This is a genomic window from Aeromonas sp. S9(2024) (assembly GCF_041403185.1).
Classification (GTDB): Bacteria; Pseudomonadota; Gammaproteobacteria; order Enterobacterales; family Aeromonadaceae; genus Aeromonas; species Aeromonas enteropelogenes.
In genome coordinates this window covers 21,921-41,952 of the sequence record NZ_JBGLRE010000015.1, presented here as the reverse complement: position 1 = coordinate 41,952, position 20,032 = coordinate 21,921, and the positions used below count along the sequence as shown (strand labels likewise).

Here is a 20,032-nt window from a genome sequence, read left to right as displayed (position 1 = left end):
GGTAATGATGTTCAAGGTAGTTGTATCCGATCTCGATGGCACCCTGCTCAACAAGCAGCACCAGATCTCCCCCCGCACCCGTGACACCCTGCACCGTCTGGTGGAGCAGGGAGTGAAGTTCGTGGTGGCCACCGGTCGGCACCATGTGGATGTGCGCAGCATCCGCGATACCCTGGGGCTGGACATCTACCTCATCACCTCCAATGGCGCCGTCGTCCACGACAAGCAGGATCAGCTGGTCTACAACCAGGCGCTGCCGGATACGGTAGCCGCAGAGCTGATCGCGCTGGAGCGGGATCCCTCCATCCACCTCAACGTCTACTACGGCGACGAGTGGCTGGTGGAAGAGGAGCTGCCCTGGCTGCTGCAATTCCACCACGATTCCGGCTTCACCTACCGCCTGACCGATCTCGCCAGCCACCCGATGGACAAGATCAACAAGGTGTTCTACATCGGCGAGCACGAGAAGCTGCTGAAGATCGAAGCGCACCTGAACCAGCAATATGGTGATCGACTCAACGTCACCTTCTCCCTGCCGGATTGTCTCGAGGTGATGCACGCCGGGGTGCACAAGGGCAATGCCGTGCGCGCCGTGCTGGAACAGCACGGGCTGGAGATGTCCCAAGCCGTGGCCTTCGGCGATGGCATGAACGACTTCGAGATGCTGAGCATGGTGGGTCGCGGCGTGGTGATGGGCAACGCCCATGACCGTCTCAAACTGGCACTGGCGAATCACGAGCAGACCCTGAGTTCGGATGAGGATGGCGTCGCCGTCTATCTGGAGCAGCTGTTCGCCCTCGACAAGGTCAACGCGGCCTGATCCCTTAGCCATGGATACCACACCGGGTGGTATCCATGGGCTCGCCTGTCAACGCTCGAAGCTGTGACCGCACCCCTGGCAGCGGTATTGCCGGGAGATCTGGCGATCCAGGGTGCGGCCAAGCCACAATCCCGCCCCACCGCCGGTCGCCCCACCCAGCAGGGCGCCGCCCAGCGCACCGGCGATGGCGCCGAGAGGCACACCAATCCCCCCCAGAGCGGCCCCCATGCCGGCTCCCACCTTGGCGAAGCTGGCGGCACAGGCAAAGCCGCCTGCGGCGCCGAATCCCATGGCACAGGCCCGCCCCACCCGTTCATCCAATGCCTTATCAACCCCCTCTTTCAGACACCTCGGACATCTCATGATGCACCCCCTTGGCCGGCAGAACTGAATTCCCTGTTCATTCCCTGAACAGTTTCGCTCTTATCGGCATTGACTGCACTCGATTATGTGCCGGTAATAACTCAATTTTTTCCTGATCCCACCCGATAGCGTGATCCTCGTCTGAACCCCCAGCACATCCGAAGCCCGATAATGGAACGTCATTCATCTCCCCTTGCGAGACTCACCGTCATGACACTTCTCAATCGCTTGTCCCTCACGACCAAAACCCGTCTGCCCGTGGTGATTGTGCTGACCATCATGTCCAGCGTGGTCGCCGTCGCCTACACCAGCTTCACCGAGCAGCAGCGGGTCAATCGCACCGTCGTCGAGCAGATACTGCCGGTACAAAATTCACTGGAAGATGCCTATCGCGATCTCTATCAGGTCATTGCTGCAGGTCAGGGGCTCATCGTGGGTGGCCTCACCACCGACAACGTGGCGCATCAGAAAGCGGAGTTTCTTGATAATGGCAACAAGGCGAGAGACAGGATGAGCCAGGTGCAGACCCTGATCGATGCGGGCCTCATCGGCAAGCAGCACCAGACCACGCTGGACCTGATGCTGGCAGGATTTGACGACTGGCTCGCCCACTATCAGGCCGTCTTTGCCGATCCCCACGAGAGCAGCCATCTGCTCTCCAGCCAGTTCCAGGCCTCGCAGCAGCAGTTCACTACCATCCGTCAGCAGCTCAATCAGCTCAAGGATGCCATCGAGCAGTCCCAGCAGGAGCTCAGACTGGAGGTTCAGAATTCGAGCCAGCACGCCCAGCTGGTCCTGAGCCTGGGCACCCTGATCGCCATTGCGCTGGCCCTGGTGCTCACCTGGGTTGTCACCCGACTCACCCTCAAGCCCCTCAACCAGATGCAGCAGGCCCTTGAAGATATTGCCCAGGGCGAAGGTGATCTTACCCGTCGTATCACCATCACCTCCCGCGACGAGATTGGCACCCTCGGCGCCACTTTCAACCGCTTCATCGATCAGGTGCACAGGATAGTCAGCGACGTCAGCCAGACCGCCAGCACGGTGCAATCGGCATCACGCCAACTGTACTCCCTGATGGAGGGGATGGTGACCAACGCCGAGGATCAGCAGCGCCAGAGCGATCAGATTGCCGCCGCCGTGGAGGAGCAGAGTGCCACCAGCGCCCTCATGGTGGCGCACGCCAGCCAGACCGAGAACGCCTCGGCCGAGGCGGCCAGCCAGGTACAGAGCGCCACGACGGATCTGATGAACACCGTCACGGCGATGGAGGCACTGGCGCGGGACATTCACGTGTCTGAGCAGGGTATCCAGCGGCTGGAGCAGGATGTCGGACACATCTCCTCCGTGCTGGAGGTGATCCGCGGCATCGCTGATCAGACCAACCTGCTGGCACTCAACGCCGCCATCGAAGCGGCCCGGGCCGGAGAGCAGGGGCGTGGTTTCGCTGTGGTGGCCGACGAGGTGCGCACCCTGGCCAGCAAGACCCAGCACAGCACGGGTGAAATCCAGCAGATGATCGAGCGGTTGCAGCAGGGCAGCCAGGAGGCGGTGCAGAAGATGGGGGCCAGCAGCCACAGCGGCACCCAGGCTGTCGCCCAGGCCCACCAGACCCGGGAGAGCCTGGGTCAAATGACCCGGGCTATCACCATCATCAACGAGATGAACGGCCAGATAAGGGACGCCGCCCATGAACAGAGCGGCGTCAGCACCGAAATAAACCACAACCTGAGCGTCGTCGCGGGCAATGGTCGCGCCATGCTGGAGAATCTGGAGATCATTCGCCAGACCTGTGGCCAGCTGGAGGCCCAGAGCCGGCAACTGGCCACCCGGGTGCAGCAATTCAAGCTCTGAGGGCTCAACCGGCGGGCTTGAACTGATCCTTGTCGAGGTTGTGCTTTTTCATGCGCAGATAGAGCTTCTTGCGCGGGATGCCGAGGTACTGGGCTGCCTCGGTCACCCGGCCGGAGAACAGGAACAAGGTATCCTCGATCACTCGCCGCTCAAACTCTTCCACCAGATCGTCCAGCGGCTCCTTGGCATTGGCGAGCGGCATGGCCCGCTCTACCCCGGCCAGCTTGACGATGCCCACCGCATAGAGCTCGGCCACGTTGCGAAGCTCCCTCAGGTTGCCTGGCCACTGGTGACGCTTGAGGGTCTCCAGATAGGCGCGATCGACCGCCGGCACCGGCTTGCCAATCCGCTTGCATCCCTGGCGCAGGAAGGCGCGAAACAGGGGGATGATGTCGCAGCTGCGCTCCACCAGGCGGGGCAGCTTGAGCCGTACCTGGGAGAGGAAGTAGTAGAGCTCGGGCATCAGTTGCTGCTGTTCTACCAGCCCTTCCGGTGACTCCTCGAACAACGCTATGGTGCGCAGCGACTTGCCCCCTCTGCGCTCCTGCTCCAGCAGATGGTTGCCGAGCCAGCGCTGGCACTCGGCCGTCAGCCGGGCCGGCGATTGCAGTACCAGAGTTCCCTGTTCAGCCTGCGCCAGGCTCTCCTGCACTTCGGCCAGCGAACTTGCCGACGCGCAGTCGTGCAGGTGGAAAGCCTGCTCTCTGCGGGCACTGATCTTGTGCAGCAACAACGCCAGGGTGTGGCGTCCCGAGCCAGCCGGCCCCTCCAGCATCAGATCCTTGTCGGTCTGCGCCAGCTGGTTGATCTGGTTGCGGATGGCGACGATCTGTGGGCTGGTGCCGATCAGCTCGTCGTCGATCGTCTCCTGGATCTCGTTGCGCCGCGCCAGCACCTCGCTGCGCTGCTTGCAGGCCCGCTCCAGCAGCCCCAGCAGAGCCTGCGGGTTGAGCGGTTTCTCCAGGAAGTCGAATGCCCCCTGCTTCACCGCCTTCACCGCCAGGGGGATGTCGCCATGACCGGTGATCATGATGACCGGGATCTCGGCATCTATCTCGTGAACCCGGGTCAACAGCTCCATGCCGTTCATGGCGGGCATGTAAATATCGGAGACCACCACACCGGGCCACTGGCTGGCCAGCAGTTCCAGCGCCTCGTGGGGGGAGGTGGTCGCCTTGGGTTGATAGCCGGAAAGCCTCAGCAGGTGACAATAGGACTCCAGCACGTCCTCATCGTCATCCACCAGCAACACGTTGGCCGGGCGGCTACGGGGTAACAACATCGACTGACTTCTCCTCATTCAAATACGCTTTGGATTCGGCGCCCTCCTGCGACCGGGCCGACGGGGGCTCGCCAAACTCCAGGATCACCATGGCCCCTCCCCCCAAGTCGGAGCCCAGCAAGATCCCGGCATCACAGCGGGCCAGCAGGGAGCGACAGATGGTCAGCCCCAGGCCCAGCCCCACCTCCTTGGAAGTGGTGAAGGGGGTAAACAGCCTGGGCAGTATGGCCTCGCCAAAACCGGCGCCGCTGTCGGCGATCCCGATCTTCAGCTGGCTGCCACGCTGCTCCAGCAGCAACAGACGGATTTCGCGGATATCCCGCCCGGCGATGGCATCCATGCCGTTGACCAGCAGATTGACCAGCACCTGCTCCACCAGCACGGGATCGGCCTCGATCCAGAGCCCGGCGGGCAGCTCATTTTTCAGGGTACAACCATCCCGCTTGGCTCGGGTCTCCAGCAGCAGCAGCGCCTGATCCGCCAGCTCCCCGAGATCGAGCCGAACCCGGGTCTCCTCGGTCGGCGACTTGCGGGCAAAGTTGCGCAGGGCATTGATGATGCGGCTCATGCGCTGGCCCAGCATCTCTATCTTGCCGAGATCCTTGTCCAGCAGCTGGAACTCTCCGGCCCCGATGGCGGTACGGCTGGTGTAAAGATACGTCATCATGGCCGACAGGGGCTGGTTGAGCTCGTGAGCCAGGCTGGTCATCGCCTGCCCCACCACCGCCATCTTGGCCGCCTGGATCAGCTCATCCTGGGTCTGCAGCAGGTTGCGCTGGGCCTGCTGGCGCTGCACTACCTCCGCCGCCAGCAGGCGGTTGTTCTCGGTCAGCTCGCGGGTGCGCTCCTCCACCAGCTGGCCCAGCTCCCTGGCGGTCAGCTCCTGGCGGGTCACATCCGTGACCGTGATGATGAAGCGATAACCGCGTCCCTGCTCGAAGCGGCGCAGGTTGAAGTGCAAAAAGCGCGGCTCGTCGTGGGGCCCGGTGGCCACGGTGCATTCACTGTGACCCAGCCGGTGCAGCGGCTGATCAGGCTCAAACTGGCTGGCCAGCACGGCGCCAGCCTCCTCGGGGAAAACTTGCCACAGCGGCAGATCCGGGCTGATGGTCGCCTGCCTGAACAGGGTCAAGGCGCTCGGGTTGACCGATTCTATGGTACCGTCCGGATAACAGGTGATGAGGCAGGCCTGGGTGTTGTTGATGAGGTTCAGGGCGTTGGAGCGCTCCATCTGCTGCAGTTGCTGGCAGAAGTGGCGCAGGTTCTCGCCCAGCTGGCCAATCTCGTCCCGCCCGCTGGTCTGGATCGGCACATCCATCTTGCCAGCCGCCACCCGGGCCAGATCCTGGCCCAGCACATCAAGCCGCCCGATCAGCCTCCGCCCGATCAGCACCACCAGCACGAAGATGCTGAGCAGGATGGCGAGGGCCAGCACCACCAGGATCACCAGCTTGCCGGTCGCCACCATCTGGCTGCTGTTGTTGCCAAGCACGTGGAGAGAGCGGTTCGCCTCGCTCACCGTCTGGCTGACCTTCCGGTGATAACGCGAGACGGCATCATCCAGCTTGGGACGCAGGGCCATCAGCCGCTGATGAGTCAGGGCGTCGGCTTGCAACAACCGGTGCAGCTGGCCATTCGGTTTCACCAGGGTGACGATATCCTGCAGGATCTGGCGATAGCTGACGGTAGAGGGGTACTCGGCCAGCCGGGAAGTCAGTTCGTCCATTTCATCGATCTTGTAACCGATGAACAGGAAGGCGCTCTGCAGATCCTGCTGGTAGCGCTGGTCGATCACCTCATTGACCAGCGCCTGCAGCTCGTTCTCCTTGAAGGTAAGGTCCTGCAGGGCGGAGAACTCCTTGATGACATTGCCAAATTCGCTCATGTCGTCGGAACTGTTCACCATGCTGGTCAGGTGCCACTCCACCTCCTGCAGCAGGGGCGCCACGTCGTCCACCAGATCCTGATGCAGCCAGTTGCTGCGCTTTTGCAACTGCTGCAGGGTTTCGGCATGGACGATTTGCTGCTTCAGGTAGCGGGCGTGATCCGCCACCAGGGCACTCAGCTCCTCGAACGCCCGCTGCTGGGAGAGCGCCTCGTCATCATCCTGCGACCCCAGCAGGTAGGCATTCTGGATATCCTGCAGTGTGGTGGAGACCGAGAGGGAGAGCCGCTTGTACTGCACCGGGTCCCGGGTATCCCGCAACTGCGCCAGCAGCAACAGCAGACGGGAACTGGCCCGCTCCAGCTGGTAGGCGCTGCCGATGGCGGGCAGGCTCTCCCTGACGATCTGGTTGACCTGCTGTCCCAGCCGATCCCACACCATGTAGGCCGCCATCCCCATGATCCCGGTCAGGGTCGTGATGGCCAGGAAGGCGAGGATCAGCCGCCGTCCCAGGCTGCTCGGCAGACGCAGGCTGCGCCCCAGGCGACTCATGGCTTGCTGGCCTGTTCGACCAGCCGCTGTGCTTCGTTCAGCCGCGCCTCCGTCGTCTGGCGCCACTGGTGCATCACGCGCTCGGCCCGGGGGTTGCTCTGATCCCGCTCGTACATGCCGTCAAACAGCGCCAGCAGCGCCGGATCCCTGGCCTCCTGCTCGCTCAGGGGCGGCGTACTCGCCAGCACCTTCGCCTGCTCGACCAGCTTGATCCGTTCGGGATCGTTTCGGGTGTCCGCCCCGTTGATCCCCCGCCAGGTCATCTTCAGTTTGGGCAACTGCTGGGTGATGGTCTGTTCGAACAGGGCCTTGAGCAGACCCGCCCGCCGGTAGAGCAGCGCCTTGTCGGTCACGTAATGGATCTTCCTGGCCAGCTCGGGCTGACTCAGGGTCGCCTTGGCCATGCCGGGGGTGCCGATGATCGCCTGCCCCTTGTCGGAGAGCAGGTACTGGATGAACAGGGCACCGTTTTGCGGATTGTCCGTGCTGCGGGGCACCCCGAGGTAGGTCGGCAGGATCACCGAATCCGCCATGGTGCTGAAGCCGATGTGCTTGAAGAGTGCCTGGCTGTTGAGGGCATAGCTGTCGATCACCGGGCCGGCCCCCGCCAGACCGCGGGCGATACCGTCACTCACTCCGAAGCTGCGCGCCGTGATGGCGGACAGGTTGCTGCCAAGGCGCATCAGCAGGGCCCAACCCCGATCCCAGCCATATTGTTGCAGTATGCTCTCCACCATCATGTGGGTGGTGCCGGACTGGGAGGGAGAACTCATCATGACATGGCCCATGAACACCGGCGACGCCAGCTGTTGCCAGCTGCCGGGTTGTGGCAATTGATATTTGGCCAGATAGTGGCGGTTATACATGATGCCGCTGCTGGAATATCCCACCACCGCCACCTTGTTGCTTAATCCCAGGGTATGGGGACTCAACCAATCCGGTGGAATGGTGGCCGTTGGCAAGGGAGCCAGTAAACCTTCTTTATCGAGGGTGTTAAAAAATGTCGGTGACGATGACATGATAATATCGACCGACGGCGCCTCTGCCTCCGTTAATAAGCGCAAAGAGGGGATGGTTCGCCGATAAATAACCTCGACCCGGATCCCGGGATATTGCTGAACGAATCCGTCTATCACCGATTTGACCGGCGTCTCCGAAAAAGAGGTGAGCACGGTCAGTGACCCGGCCTGAGGGGCGCCAAAGGGCAACAAAATAGCCACCAGACTCACAGGCAGCAGTCGAGAAAATAGAGACATGGGGGTCGTTCTGCTCACTATCAAAAACGGATTATGTGCGGTACATCTAATAATTGGTAGTTCACATTATTTTTATTAGAGAGGGGATGAGCCAATTCTGACTCATATCTCTCTGGTGATATGACTATTGTTATTCATCGCTTATCAATAGGACAGTCAGAATATGCCATTTCTGACTCATGGTTTTCCCTCGCTCGAGTCATAAATGACTCATTTCCGACTTTTTGCCGCCTTAATTTCTCCCTTCATATCATGGCATCCGTGATCAGAGCTTCCTCTGAAACCATGCTGCCAAAATAGAAACGGAGAACACCATGTTCAACTTCTTCAAGACGCGAGCAGACCTACCGGTCATGGATGCCTCGCCAGATAAAATTCGCTCGATTTACCGCAAGTACCAATGGCAGGTCTTCCTGGGCCTGGTACTCGGTTACGCCATGTTCTACGTAGTTCGTATGAGCCTTAACGTAGTCAAGAAGCCCATGCTGGACTCCGGTGTGGTCACTCTGGAAGAGCTGGGCGTCATCGGTTCTGCCTTCCTGTTCACCTACGCCGTCGGCAAGTTCTCCAACGGCTTCCTGTCCGACTACGCCAACATCGGCCGCTTCATGTCGGTGGCCCTCGGCCTGTCGTCCATCTGTACCATCCTGATGGGCATGAACACCGCCACCTTCTTCCTGGTCCTGATGTGGGGTCTGAACGGCTGGTTCCAGTCCGTCGGTTCAGCGCCGTCCTGCGTCTCCATCTTCCAGTGGTTCTCGCCCAAGCAGCGGGGCTCCGTCTACTCGGTCTGGGGCGGCTCGCGCAACATAGGTGAAGGCATCTCCTGGATCCTGACCGCTACCATCGTCAGCTACTTCGGCTGGAAAGCCGGCTTCATCGGCGCCGGTATCGCCTCCCTGATCGCCGCCCTGTGCATGTACCTGGTGCTGAAGGATCGCCCGCAGACCTACGGCCTGCCGGAACCTGCCGTTGCCTTTGGTGAAGAGCCGGAGATCTCCAAGAAAGTGGAGCCGGCCGAAATTCGCCGTGCCCAGCTGTTCGTGCTCAAGCAGCCCACCGTGTGGCTCATCGCCGCCGCCTGTGCCTGCATGTACATGTCCCGCTACGCCATGAGCTCCTGGGCCGTGCTCTATCTGCAGGAGCAGAAGGGTTACAGCCTGATCGATGCCGGTTTCGCCATGTCGGCCTACCCCATCGCCGGTTTCCTCGGCGCCATCCTGGCCGGGATCATCTCTGACAAGGTGTTCAACGCCAACCGCCACATCCCGACCCTGCTGTACGGATTGGCCAACATCGCCGGTATGTGCCTGATGTTTTGGGGCCCGCAGAGCCGCATGATGGATGCCGTCGCCCTCGCCCTGATCGGTTATGCCATCGGTGGTCTGGTGGTCTTCCTGGCCGGTCTGACCGCCTGTGACCTGATGCCCAAGACTGCGGTCGGTGCGGTGAAAGGCTTCATCGGCCTGTGCTCCTACATCGCCGCCTCCATTCAGGAACTGGTCTCCTCCGCGCTGATCAAGACCGACGTGATCGACGGCGTGACCCGCTACGACTTCAGCAACGCCCAATACTTCTGGCTGGGTGCCTCCGTGGTCTCCATGCTGCTCGCCATGACGGTGTGGAACGCCAAGAAAGTCGTCAACTACTGATATTTGCCCATAAAAAGGGTGGTCCGGTGACCACCCTTTTTCACGTCGTCGCAACAGGAGTAACCCATGCGCAAGACCAAAATTGTTGCCACTCTGGGCCCCGCCAGCTCATCGGAAGCCATGGTGGAGAAGCTGATCCTGGCGGGAGCCAACGTCTTTCGGCTGAACTTTTCCCACGGCACCGCGGAGCAGCACCTGGCGCTGGCCACGCGGATCCGCGCCACCGCCGCCCGCCTCAACACCCATGTCGGCATTCTGGCCGACCTGCAGGGCCCCAAGATCCGCATCGCCTGCTTTGCCGATGACAGCATCCGGCTGCAGATCGGCGATTCCTTCGTGATCGATGTCGGCCTCGGCAGCCATGAGGGCGACCAATATCGGGTCGGTACCGACTACCCGGCGCTGGTCCATGAAGTGCAGGCAGGCAACACCCTGCTGCTGGACGATGGCCGCATCCAGCTGCATGTCGAGCGGGTGGAAGGGGAACAGGTCGTGACCCGCGTGCTGGTGGGCGGCATCCTCTCCAACCGCAAGGGCATCAACGTACTGGGTGGTGGCCTGAGCGCCCCGGCTCTGACCACCAAGGACAAGGAAGACATCCTTACCGCGCGCCAGCTGGAAGCGGACTTCGTGGCCGTCTCCTTCCCCCGCAGCGCCGCTGACCTCGAAGAGGCGAGAACCCTCATTCGCGCCACCGGCAGCAAGGCGGCCATCGTCGCCAAGGTGGAACGGGCCGAGGTAGTGGCATCCGTCGAAGCTATGGACGAGATCATTCAAGCCTCTGACATCATCATGGTCGCCCGTGGCGATCTGGGGGTGGAGATCGGGGATGCGCGCCTGCCGGGGGTACAGAAGAAGCTGATCAAGCGCTGCCGCGCCCTGGGTCGCCCCGTCATCACCGCCACCCAGATGATGGAGTCCATGATCGGCAACCCCATGCCGACCCGCGCCGAAGTGCTGGACGTGGCCAATGCGGTCATGGATGGCACCGATGCCGTGATGCTGTCGGCCGAATCGGCGGCGGGACTCTACCCGGTCGAGGCGGTCGAGGCCATGGCGCGCATCGCGCTGGGTGCCGAGCAGGAGATGGAACCCATACAGCCACGCTGGCGCCGGGAGAGCAGCCAGGCCGACCACTCGGGCCGCTGCATGGCGCTGGCCGCCATGACCTCCGCCTTCAGTCAGGATCGCTCCTGCGGCATCGCCGTGTTGACCAATCAGGGAGAGGCGGTGATCGCCATCTCGCGCGGGGGTCTTCACAACCCGATCTGGGCCCTGTCGGACAATCCGCAGCTGCTCAACCAGATGACCATACTGCGTGGGGTCACGCCGATTTTCTTTCAGGAAAATGCTCCCCAGCCCCATCACGAGCACCTGATCGCGGCCCTGCAACAGGCCGATCAGCTGGATGGCATCCACTCCCTGCTGATTAGCCGCCTCGACTCCCTTGAGGGGGCTGGCCATGAGGATGTCTGCCGTCTGGTCTCCCTGAGCGGCGTCGCCCATCAACCCGTACCGGCGGCCCCCGCCACGGTCGCTGTCAGCCACTCACACTGAGTTCAAGTCACCTCGAATGGACGAAAAGCCTCAACGGATGAGGCTTTTCAACTCCAGCTGCTCCAGCAGACTCTCTTCACGCTTCCACTCGAAACTCTGGTTGGCCCCGCCAAAGCACTCCGCCAAGCGCAGCGGAGTACCCGGCTTGTGACGACGTCCTGCCACATCCAGGCAGAGCGCGGCCTGCCGATTGAACAGGCGATCCCCCTGCCACTGCCATTGATAGCTCGTCTCCTGGCACTCGGCCACGGCCAGTTCGCTCCGGCCACTGGCGACCAGACAGCCCCGGGCCAACTCCAGCGCACCGGCATCCCAGCTGAACTGCTGATTGGCGCTCTCGTCACAGGGTTGGGTAAGCAGCTGCTGGCCACTCAGGGTCACGCAGAAGCCTGCACTGGTCACCAAAGCGGATGTGATATCGGTGCGCTGCATAGGTGCAGAGCCCATCAGGAGATCGTCTGGCGTGGGCTTGTACGAACAGCCGCTGATCACCACGGCAACCAGCGCCAGCATACTGACGCGAACGGAATTAGGGTGCATATGAGGTATCTGCCTGAAATGTGATCCATGATGCCCGCTTGCTGCGGATCTGCGCTCAGCATACGCGAAGCCGGGTTGGGAGAAACCAGCAAAAATGTAAACAGACGTGACGGGGAAAAGGCAGGAAATGGCGACACCGGAAAGCAAAAAACCTCGCCTAAGCGAGGTTTTTCTGAAATTGGTCGGTGATAAAGGATTCGAACCTTTGACCCTCTGGTCCCAAACCAGATGCGCTACCGGGCTGCGCTAATCACCGAGATTATTTTAAAAATAGTGTTTTTCAAAAAACAAAGACGACCAAAAGGTCATCCTCGTTATACAGCAAGTATGGTGCGAAGAGAGGGACTCGAACCCTCACACCCGGGGGGCACTAACACCTGAAGCTAGCGCGTCTACCAATTCCGCCACCTTCGCGTACCTGACAAGCTGTAAAATGGGGTGGCTGATGGGGCTCGAACCCACGACAACCGGAATCACAATCCGGGACTCTACCAACTGAGCTACAGCCACCACAGCTGTTTTCGTTCCACAACACCGCCCGTTTAACCGGCGCACTTTTGATGGTGCGCCCGACAGGATTCGAACCTGTGACCTCTGCCTCCGGAGGGCAGCGCTCTATCCAGCTGAGCTACGGGCGCTACGCTGTCGAACGGGGCACGATATTAATGATGGGGGGCATGCTTGTCTACACTTTTTTTCTTTTGCTGAATCAACCGTTGTTTTTTCAAACACATTGAGCACTTTTTTAGCGTCTGTGACGAGATATTCCACCGGACTGGGATATTTTTCGGCTTCAACCCCCGTGTAGCCAATACGAATCGGTTTGCTGCCTTGACTTGGTTTAAGGCCCATCTAGAATGAATGAACGTTCATTCACAAGGTGATGCCGATGAGTCAGGATAAAAACCAGGACAAAAAAGAGAGCATCTTCAACGCAGCCCATGAAGTGCTGGGTGAACGGGGTTTTCACGGCCTGTCGATCGCCGAGGTAGCCAAAAAAGCCAATGTGGCGACCGGCACCATCTACCGCTACTTCAGCGACAAGGATGACCTGATCCGGCAACTGTATCAGCACACCATATTGCAGTGCGTCCCCATGGTGATGGCCGATGTGGATGTTGAAAAGGTTTCATTTGAGCAGTTTCAAAAGATATGGCGAAATATCCACGCCATCTTTGTCAACGACCCCAACGCCATCAAATGCAAATTGCAGTATGAAAGCTCTCCTTTGGGAGCCGCACTGGAAACCGAGCCGGTCATGCTGGCTGCATGGGGGCCACTGGACAGTTTTTTTGCCCGGGGCGTTGAGCAGAAGCTGTTTGTGGATTTACCCATACGGGCACTGCAGGTGTTGAGCCTGGATTGTGTCATGCATCTGGCCCTGCAATGCAGGGTTCACCACTTTACGCTGACCGAGGTGCAGTTGGAGACTGCCATTCGTGCCAGCTGGAATGCCATTTTATCCCCCCACATTTCCACCTCAGGAGCCTGTTCATGAAAAAATGGATGGCCATTATGTTGCTGATCGCGATTGCCCTGTTTGGCAGCGTGATCGGCTTCAATGTGTTCAAGCAGAAGATGATTGCCGACTATCTGGCCAACCGGCCGGAGCCCGAGTTCCCGGTGACTTCCATGGTCACCAAGGCACAGGACTGGGTGCCCACCATCGAAGCCATCGGCTTCATCGAGCCCAATCAGGGGGTCACTCTCTCCACCGAGCTGGCGGGCACCATAGATGCCATCAGCTTCGAATCGGGCAAGCCGGTCAAGGCAGACCAGCTGCTGCTGAGCCTGGACTCCAGTGTGGAAAAAGCCAATCTGCGCGCCTCCCAGGCCAAGCTGCCGGCAGCGAAGGCCAAGTTCGATCGTTTCCAGAACCTCTACAAGACCAGCTCCATCTCCAAGGAGCAGCTGGATGAGGCCGAAGCAGCCTATCGCTCGCTGGAGGCCGACATCGAGAGCCTGAAGGCCACCATAGCCCGGCGCGAGGTGCGTGCCCCCTTCAGCGGCATGGTCGGCCTGCGCAACGTCTTCCTCGGTCAGTATCTGCAACCGGGCACAGATATCGTGCGGCTGGAAGATACCAGCGTGATGCGCCTGCGCTTCACCGTGCCCCAGACTGACATCTCCAAGATCACCCTGGGCCAGCCCATCGAAATCAAGGTGGATGCCTACCCCCAGACCCGGTTTGATGGCCATATCTCCGCCATCGAGCCCGCCGTCAACTTCCAGAGCGGCCTGATCCAGGTCCAGGCGGACATCCCGAACAACGATGGCCAGCTGCGATCCGGCATGTTTGCCCGCGCCAGCATCATTCTGCCCACGGTGAAAGATCAGATCGTGATCCCGCAGACCGCCATCTCCTTCACCCTCTACGGTCAGAACATCTACGTGATCAAGGAGAGCGAGGAGACCGACAAAGATGGCAACAAGGTGAAGGTCAAACGAGCCAAGCAGGTAGTGGTCAAGGCGGGCGAGCGTCGCGGCAACGACGTGCACGTGCTCTCCGGCATCCAGGCTGGCGACGAGATAGTGCTCTCCGGCCAGGTACGCCTGAGCAACGACACCAGGGTGCGCGTGGTCCAAAACGATGCCCTGGCCGTCCCGGCACAAACCCCGATGCTGTAAGCGCGGAGATCAGCGATGCGATTTACTGACATTTTCATCAAACGGCCTGTGCTGGCGATCTCGCTCAGCTTTCTGATCGCCCTGCTGGGCTTTCAGGCCATCTTCAAGATGCAGGTACGGGAATACCCCGAGGTGACCAATACGGTGATCACCGTCAGCACCAGCTACTATGGCGCCGGTGCCGACCTGATCCAGGGGTTCATCACCCAGCCGCTCGAACAGGCGGTCGCGCAAGCCGACAACATCGACTTCATGACCTCCTCCAGCCAGCTGGGCAGCTCCACCATCACCGCCTACATGAAGCTCAACACCGACCCCAACGCCGCGCTGTCCGACATCCTGGCCAAGGTCAACTCGGTGCGCTCCCAGTTGCCGAAAGAGGCGGAAGACCCCTCGGTCACCTCCTCCACCGGCTCCACCACGGCGGTGCTCTACCTCGGCTTCACCAGCCCGGAGCTCAACTCCAGCCAGATCACCGACTATCTGGAGCGGGTCATCAAGCCGCAGCTGTTTACCGTGGGGGGCGTTTCCAAGGTGGATCTGTATGGCGGCGTCGAGTTTGCCCTGCGGGTATGGCTGGATCCGGCCAAGATGGCAGCCTTCAACCTGACCGCCAGCGACGTGATGACGGTGCTCAACAGCAACAACTATCAATCAGCCACCGGCCAAGCCACCGGCTATTTCACCTTGTTCAACGGCAATGCCGAGACCCAGGTGAGCGATACGGACGAGCTCAAGCGGCTGGTGGTTGCCACTCGCGACAGCAAGGTGATCCGCCTCTCCGACATCGCCAAGGTGACCCTGGAGAAGAGCCACGACATCTACCGCGCCAGCGCCAACGGCCGCGAGGCCGTGGTCATGGCGGTCAACGCCGCCCCGACCGCCAACCCCATCAACATCGCCCACGATGTGCTGGAGCTGCTGCCGAGCCTGAAGCGCAACATGCCGAGCACCCTGCAGGCTGACGTGCTCTATGACTCCACCATCGCCATCAACGAATCCATCAGCGAGGTGATCAAGACCATCCTCGAGGCGGCCGCCATCGTACTGGTGGTGATCACCCTGTTCCTCGGCTCGTTCCGGGCGGTCATCATCCCCATCATCACCATCCCCCTGAGTCTCATCGGCGTGGTGATGGTGATGGACATGTTCGGCTTCTCCATCAACCTGATGACCCTGCTGGCCATGGTGCTGGCCATCGGCCTGGTGGTGGACGATGCCATCGTGGTGCTGGAGAACGTGGATCGCCACATCAAGGAGGGTGAGGAGCCGTTCCGTGCCGCCATCATAGGTACCCGCGAGATCGCCGTGCCCGTCATCGCCATGACGGTCACCCTGGCGGCCGTGTATGCGCCGATCGCCCTGATGGGGGGCATTACCGGCTCCCTGTTCAAGGAGTTTGCCCTGACCCTGGCTGGCGCCGTGTTCGTCTCGGGCATCATAGCCCTGACCCTGTCACCCATGATGTGTGCCAAGATGCTCAAGGCCAACGAGCAGCCGGGCAAGTTCGAGAGCAAGGTGCACCACCTGCTCGACCGCATGACCGACCGCTACGACAGCATGCTGCACGCCGTGATGCAAAAGCGTCTCGTGGTAGTGGTGTTCGCCGTCATCGTGTTCGCCAGCCTGCCTCTGCTGTTCAAGTTCATCCCGAGCGAGCTGGCCCCGTCGGAGGACAAGGGGGTCATGGCGGTGCTGGGCACAGCGCCTTCCAACGCCAACCTGGACTACATCGAAAACACCATGGCGGACGTGAACAAGATCCTGGACGACCAGCCGGAGATCGCCTTCTCCCAGGTCTTCTCCGGGGTGTTCAACTCCAATCAGGCGTTCGGTATCGCCTCCATGGTGCCCTGGAGCCAGCGTGAAGCGAGCCAGAAAGAGGTGCTGGACCGGGTCGCCGGCCTGGTGAAGGACATCCCCGGCATGGCCATCACCACCTTCCAGTTCCCTGAACTGCCGGGTGCCTCCAGCGGCCTGCCAATCCAGTTCGTCATCACCACGCCGAACAGCTTCGAGAGCCTGTTCCTGATCGCCGGCGAGATGCTGGCGGCGACCCAGGCCAACGGCCAGTTCGTCTATTCGGATCTCGATCTGAACTACGACTCCGCCACCATGAAGATCCGCATCGACAAGGACAAGGCCGGCGCCTATGGCATCACCATGCAGGACATCGGCATCACCATGGGCACCATGATGGCGGATGGCTACGTCAACCGGATCGACCTGGATGGCCGCTCCTATGAGGTGATCCCGCAGGTCGAGCGCAAATATCGTCTCAACCCCGAGTCCATCAAGGGGTATTACGTGCGCGCCGCCGATGGCAAGTCAATCCCGCTCGGCAGTCTCATCAGCATCGAGGTGGTCGGTGAGCCCCGCGCCCTGCCCCACTTCAACCAGCTGAACTCGGCCACCATTGGTGCCGTACCCGCTCCGGGCGTCGCCATGGGGGATGCAATCAACTGGTTCAAGGCCACCGCCGAAGAGAAGCTGCCGCAGGGTTACCGCTACGACTTTATGGGGGAAGCCCGCCAGTTCGTGACCGAGGGTAACGCGCTCTACGCCACCTTCGCCCTGGCCCTGGCCATCATCTTCCTGGTGCTGGCGATCCAGTTCGAATCGGTCCGCGACCCGCTGGTGATCATGGTGTCGGTGCCGCTCGCTATTAGTGGCGCCCTGATCGCCCTGGCATGGGGACTGGCCACCATGAACATCTACTCCCAGGTGGGCCTCATCACTCTCGTCGGTCTGATTACCAAGCACGGCATCCTGATCTGCGAAGTGGCGAAGGAGCAGCAACTGCTGCGCGGCGTGAACCGGATGGAGGCCGTCATGCAGGCCGCCAAGGTGCGTCTGCGTCCGATCCTGATGACCACGGCCGCCATGATTGCGGGCCTGATCCCGCTGCTCTACGCCACCGGCGCAGGGGCGGCCCAGCGCTTCAGCATCGGCATCGTGATCGTGGCGGGGCTGGCCATCGGTACCCTGTTCACCCTGTTCGTGCTGCCGGTGATCTACACCTTCCTGGCTTCCACCCACAAGCCGCTGCCGGTATTCGACGAGACCATTCCGCCCAAGGCCAACGGCGGACACTGATCGCGTCCATCACCAAGAGGTCCGCCGTGGACCCCAGCAACAAAACACCCCGCCAGAAGCGGGGTGTTTTTTTATCGAGGCTTGAGTAAGGCCACGCCGTAGTTCATGAGTGGCGGCAGTGAACTAACGGAGAAGGCCCCATAGCATCGGCAGCCAGTAAACAGGGAGCAACAAAAAGGGGCCTTGGCGGCCCCTGATATCAGATGAACTCGTAGGCATCGCCGAAGATGCGCTCCGGCTCGGCGCCGAGGATCTTGAACTCCTCTCGCGCGGCCCCCGCCATCTCGAAGCGACCGGCCACATAGATGTCGTAGTCGTGCAGGCTGACGAAGTCATCCATGATGGCCTTGTGCACCAGCCCGGTCTTGCCGGTCCAGTCGCTTTCCGGCTCCTGCACCACGGGGATGTAGGTGAGCGGAGCATAGTCGCGCTCCCACTGCTGCATCTGCTCCTGCTCGTAGAGCCAGTGTGCCTGACGCACGCCCCAGTAGAAGAACACAGGACGCTTGCTGCCGGTCGCGATCAGGTATTCCAGAATGGATTTGGCGTAGGAGAAACCGGTGCCGCCAGCCATCAGGATCAGCGGACGGGGGGATTCGTCGCGCAGGAAGGCCTTGCCAGCCGGCAGTTCAACCTCGATCTCGCCCTGCTCGCGCATGCGGGCCAGCACTTGGCCGGCGTAGGCGTTCTCGGGGGTGGCACCGATCTGCAGCTCCAGCACGCCGGAACGGGTCGGCGAGTTGGCGATGGAGAAGGGACGCTTGTCCGAATCGCTCATCACCACCAGCAGATACTGGCCCGGCTTGAAACTGACCTCTTGCAGCGGCGTCAGGGCCACGTGCCAGATGGTGTCGACATATTCGCGCAGTTCCTCTACGCGGCACTTGATACGTTGCATTCTTGTCCTTGTAACGGGCTCGCTCGGCCCGTTTTCGCTCATTGATTCACTGTGAACGGGTGACCAGCGACCTGGTCTTGCCCGTCGAGAATACCCAATTCAGGCGAAATGGCATCTCTTTTGCGGCGCGGTGGCCGGTCAGGCCACCGCTCACTCTTCTCAAAGGATATTCAGCTCATCCCAGATGGCATCGATCTTCTGCTTCACCGCCTCGTCCTGGACGATGGGCTGACCCCATTCGCGGTTGGTCTCGCCAGGCCACTTGTTGGTGGCGTCGAGCCCCATCTTGGAGCCGAGCCCGGAGACCGGGGAGGCGAAGTCCAGGTAGTCGATCGGCGTGTGCTCGATCATGGTGGTGTCGCGGGCTGGGTCCATCCGGGTGGTGATGGCCCAGATTACGTCTTTCCAGTCGCGGGCGTTGACGTCGTCGTCACACACCACCACGAACTTGGTGTACATGAACTGGCGCAGGAATGACCAGACCCCCAGCATCACCCGCTTGGCGTGGCCCGGGTAACGCTTCTTGATCGTCACCACCGCCATCCGGTAGGAACAGCCCTCCGGCGGCAGGTAGAAGTCGACGATCTCGGGGAACTGCTTCTGCAGCAGCGGCACGAACACCTCGTTGAGCGCCAGACCCAGCACCGCCGGTTCATCGGGCGGGCGGCCGGTGTAGGTGCTGTGATAGATGGCATCACGGCGCTTGGTGATGTGGGTGATGGTGAACACGGGGAACTCGTCCACCTCGTTGTAGTAACCGGTGTGATCCCCATACGGCCCTTCCGGTGCCATCTCGCCTGGCTCCAGATACCCTTCCAGCACGATCTCGGCACTGGCGGGCACCTCCAGATCGCAGCTGATGGCCTTGACCACCTCGGTACGGCTGCCCCGCAGCAGCCCCGCGAAGGCGTATTCGGAGAGGGTATCCGGCACCGGCGTCACGGCGCCGAGTATGGTCGCCGGATCGGCACCCAGCGCCACCACTACGGGGAAACGCTCGCCCGGGTGGGCCTCCTGCCACTCGCGAAAATCGATGGCACCGCCGCGATGGTCGAGCCAGCGCATGATCAGCTTGTTCTTGCCGATCTTCTGCTGGCGGTAGATGCCGAGGTTCTGGCGCTTCTTGTAGGGGCCGCGAGTGATGGTCAGACCCCAGGTCACCAGGGGTGCCACGTCCCCCGGCCAGCAGTGCTGGATCGGGATCTGGTCCAGGTCGACCGCATCCCCCTCCAGCACCACCTGCTGGCAGGGGGCGGACGAGAGACGCTTGGTCGGCATGTTGAGCACCTGCTTGAAGATCGGCAGCTTCTCCATCAGCTCCTTGAGGCCGCGGGGCGGCTCGGGCTCCTTCAGGTAGGAGAGCCACACCCCGACCTGACGCAGGGCGCTCACATCCGGCTGTCCCATGCCCATGGCGACCCGATCCGGCGTACCGAACAGGTTGGTCAGCACCGGCATGGTGTGGCCTTTGGGGTTTTCGAACAGCAGGGCCGGGCCCCCCGCACGCAGGGTGCGATCGCTGATTTCGGTCATCTCCAGATAGGGATCTATCTCGCGCGTGATGCGCCTGAGTTGTCCGTTTTGTTCCAGCTGCGCGATAAAATCACGCAAGTCCTTGTATTTCATGCGGGTTCCCAACCGGATTCAGG

14 protein-coding genes and 4 tRNA genes are annotated in these 20,032 nt (G+C 61.2%); 7 read left to right on the top strand and 11 right to left on the bottom strand.

The genetic code is table 11. The features are described 5' to 3' along the window. Positions 1 to 7: 7 nt before the first annotated feature. Positions 8 to 820 (top strand): Cof-type HAD-IIB family hydrolase, encoded by an 813-nt coding sequence (locus ACB028_RS19275; RefSeq protein WP_371144979.1) that lies wholly within the window; start codon positions 8 to 10, stop codon positions 818 to 820. Positions 821 to 868: 48 nt separating this feature from the next. Here the strand turns inward: ACB028_RS19275 and ACB028_RS19270 are convergent, their stop codons facing one another. Next, complete coding sequence (locus tag ACB028_RS19270) at positions 869 to 1,183, bottom strand: hypothetical protein (RefSeq protein WP_026455752.1); 315 nt, start codon at positions 1,181 to 1,183, stop codon at positions 869 to 871. 210 nt (positions 1,184 to 1,393) lie between these two features. Here ACB028_RS19270 and ACB028_RS19265 point away from each other — a divergent pair, with 210 nt between their 5' ends. Beyond that, complete coding sequence (locus tag ACB028_RS19265; protein WP_371144967.1) at positions 1,394 to 3,037, top strand: methyl-accepting chemotaxis protein; 1,644 nt, start codon at positions 1,394 to 1,396, stop codon at positions 3,035 to 3,037. A gap of 4 nt (positions 3,038 to 3,041) precedes the next feature. Here ACB028_RS19265 and ACB028_RS19260 read toward each other — a convergent pair whose 3' ends face one another. The 3 genes from ACB028_RS19260 to ACB028_RS19250 are packed head-to-tail and all read right to left on the bottom strand — an operon-like array spanning position 3,042 to position 8,012. Further along, positions 3,042 to 4,319 (bottom strand): sigma-54-dependent transcriptional regulator, encoded by a 1,278-nt coding sequence (locus tag ACB028_RS19260; RefSeq protein ID WP_371144966.1) that lies wholly within the window; start codon positions 4,317 to 4,319, stop codon positions 3,042 to 3,044. Further along, a complete protein-coding gene (locus tag ACB028_RS19255) occupies positions 4,303 to 6,756 on the bottom strand; it encodes an ATP-binding protein (RefSeq protein WP_371144965.1) in 2,454 nt (817 codons plus the stop codon). Before ACB028_RS19255 ends, ACB028_RS19260 begins: the two co-directional genes overlap by 17 nt. After that, positions 6,753 to 8,012 carry an ABC transporter substrate-binding protein gene (locus tag ACB028_RS19250; RefSeq protein WP_342011236.1) on the bottom strand — a complete coding sequence of 420 codons (1,260 nt, stop codon included), beginning with the start codon at positions 8,010 to 8,012 and terminating at the stop codon, positions 6,753 to 6,755. Before ACB028_RS19250 ends, ACB028_RS19255 begins: the two co-directional genes overlap by 4 nt. A 314-nt stretch (positions 8,013 to 8,326) precedes the next feature. Between ACB028_RS19250 and ACB028_RS19245 the strand changes: the two genes are divergently transcribed. Both ACB028_RS19245 and pyk read left to right on the top strand, forming a co-directional pair. After that, entirely contained in the window at positions 8,327 to 9,664 is a 1,338-nt protein-coding gene (locus ACB028_RS19245) for an MFS transporter (RefSeq protein WP_026455756.1), read from the top strand. 66 nt (positions 9,665 to 9,730) lie between these two features. Next, positions 9,731 to 11,221 carry a pyruvate kinase gene (gene pyk, locus ACB028_RS19240; protein WP_371144964.1) on the top strand — a complete coding sequence of 497 codons (1,491 nt, stop codon included), beginning with the start codon at positions 9,731 to 9,733 and terminating at the stop codon, positions 11,219 to 11,221. Between the two features lie 30 nt (positions 11,222 to 11,251). On the opposite strand, the gene ACB028_RS19235 is transcribed toward pyk, so the two are convergent. The 5 genes from ACB028_RS19235 to ACB028_RS19215 all read right to left on the bottom strand — a co-directional run bounded on the left by ACB028_RS19235 (position 11,252) and on the right by ACB028_RS19215 (position 12,399). Beyond that, positions 11,252 to 11,761 (bottom strand): ricin-type beta-trefoil lectin domain protein, encoded by a 510-nt coding sequence (locus ACB028_RS19235; RefSeq protein ID WP_371144963.1) that lies wholly within the window; start codon positions 11,759 to 11,761, stop codon positions 11,252 to 11,254. A gap of 179 nt (positions 11,762 to 11,940) precedes the next feature. After that, positions 11,941 to 12,017 (bottom strand) — tRNA-Pro (locus ACB028_RS19230). Between the two features lie 72 nt (positions 12,018 to 12,089). Next, positions 12,090 to 12,175: transfer RNA gene (locus ACB028_RS19225), tRNA-Leu, on the bottom strand. 20 nt (positions 12,176 to 12,195) lie between these two features. Further along, a tRNA-His gene (locus ACB028_RS19220) sits at positions 12,196 to 12,271 on the bottom strand. Between the two features lie 51 nt (positions 12,272 to 12,322). Next, positions 12,323 to 12,399 (bottom strand) — tRNA-Arg (locus ACB028_RS19215). 251 nt (positions 12,400 to 12,650) lie between these two features. Here ACB028_RS19215 and ACB028_RS19210 point away from each other — a divergent pair. The 3 genes from ACB028_RS19210 to ACB028_RS19200 are packed head-to-tail and all read left to right on the top strand — an operon-like array spanning position 12,651 to position 17,485. Further along, entirely contained in the window at positions 12,651 to 13,259 is a 609-nt protein-coding gene (locus tag ACB028_RS19210; protein ID WP_371144962.1) for a TetR/AcrR family transcriptional regulator, read from the top strand. After that, positions 13,256 to 14,389, top strand: a complete 1,134-nt coding sequence (locus ACB028_RS19205) for an efflux RND transporter periplasmic adaptor subunit (protein WP_042026818.1) — start codon at positions 13,256 to 13,258, stop codon at positions 14,387 to 14,389. Before ACB028_RS19210 ends, ACB028_RS19205 begins: the two co-directional genes overlap by 4 nt. 15 nt (positions 14,390 to 14,404) lie before the next feature. Continuing rightward, positions 14,405 to 17,485 carry a multidrug efflux RND transporter permease subunit gene (locus ACB028_RS19200; RefSeq protein WP_042026819.1) on the top strand — a complete coding sequence of 1,027 codons (3,081 nt, stop codon included), beginning with the start codon at positions 14,405 to 14,407 and terminating at the stop codon, positions 17,483 to 17,485. Between the two features lie 199 nt (positions 17,486 to 17,684). Here the strand turns inward: ACB028_RS19200 and fre are convergent, their stop codons facing one another. Both fre and ubiD read right to left on the bottom strand, forming a co-directional pair. Next, positions 17,685 to 18,383, bottom strand: a complete 699-nt coding sequence (gene fre, locus ACB028_RS19195; RefSeq protein WP_042071393.1) for an NAD(P)H-flavin reductase — start codon at positions 18,381 to 18,383, stop codon at positions 17,685 to 17,687. A 159-nt stretch (positions 18,384 to 18,542) separates the two neighbouring features. After that, positions 18,543 to 20,009 carry a 4-hydroxy-3-polyprenylbenzoate decarboxylase gene (gene ubiD / locus ACB028_RS19190; RefSeq protein WP_371144961.1) on the bottom strand — a complete coding sequence of 489 codons (1,467 nt, stop codon included), beginning with the start codon at positions 20,007 to 20,009 and terminating at the stop codon, positions 18,543 to 18,545. Between the last annotated feature and the right edge of the window lie 23 nt (positions 20,010 to 20,032).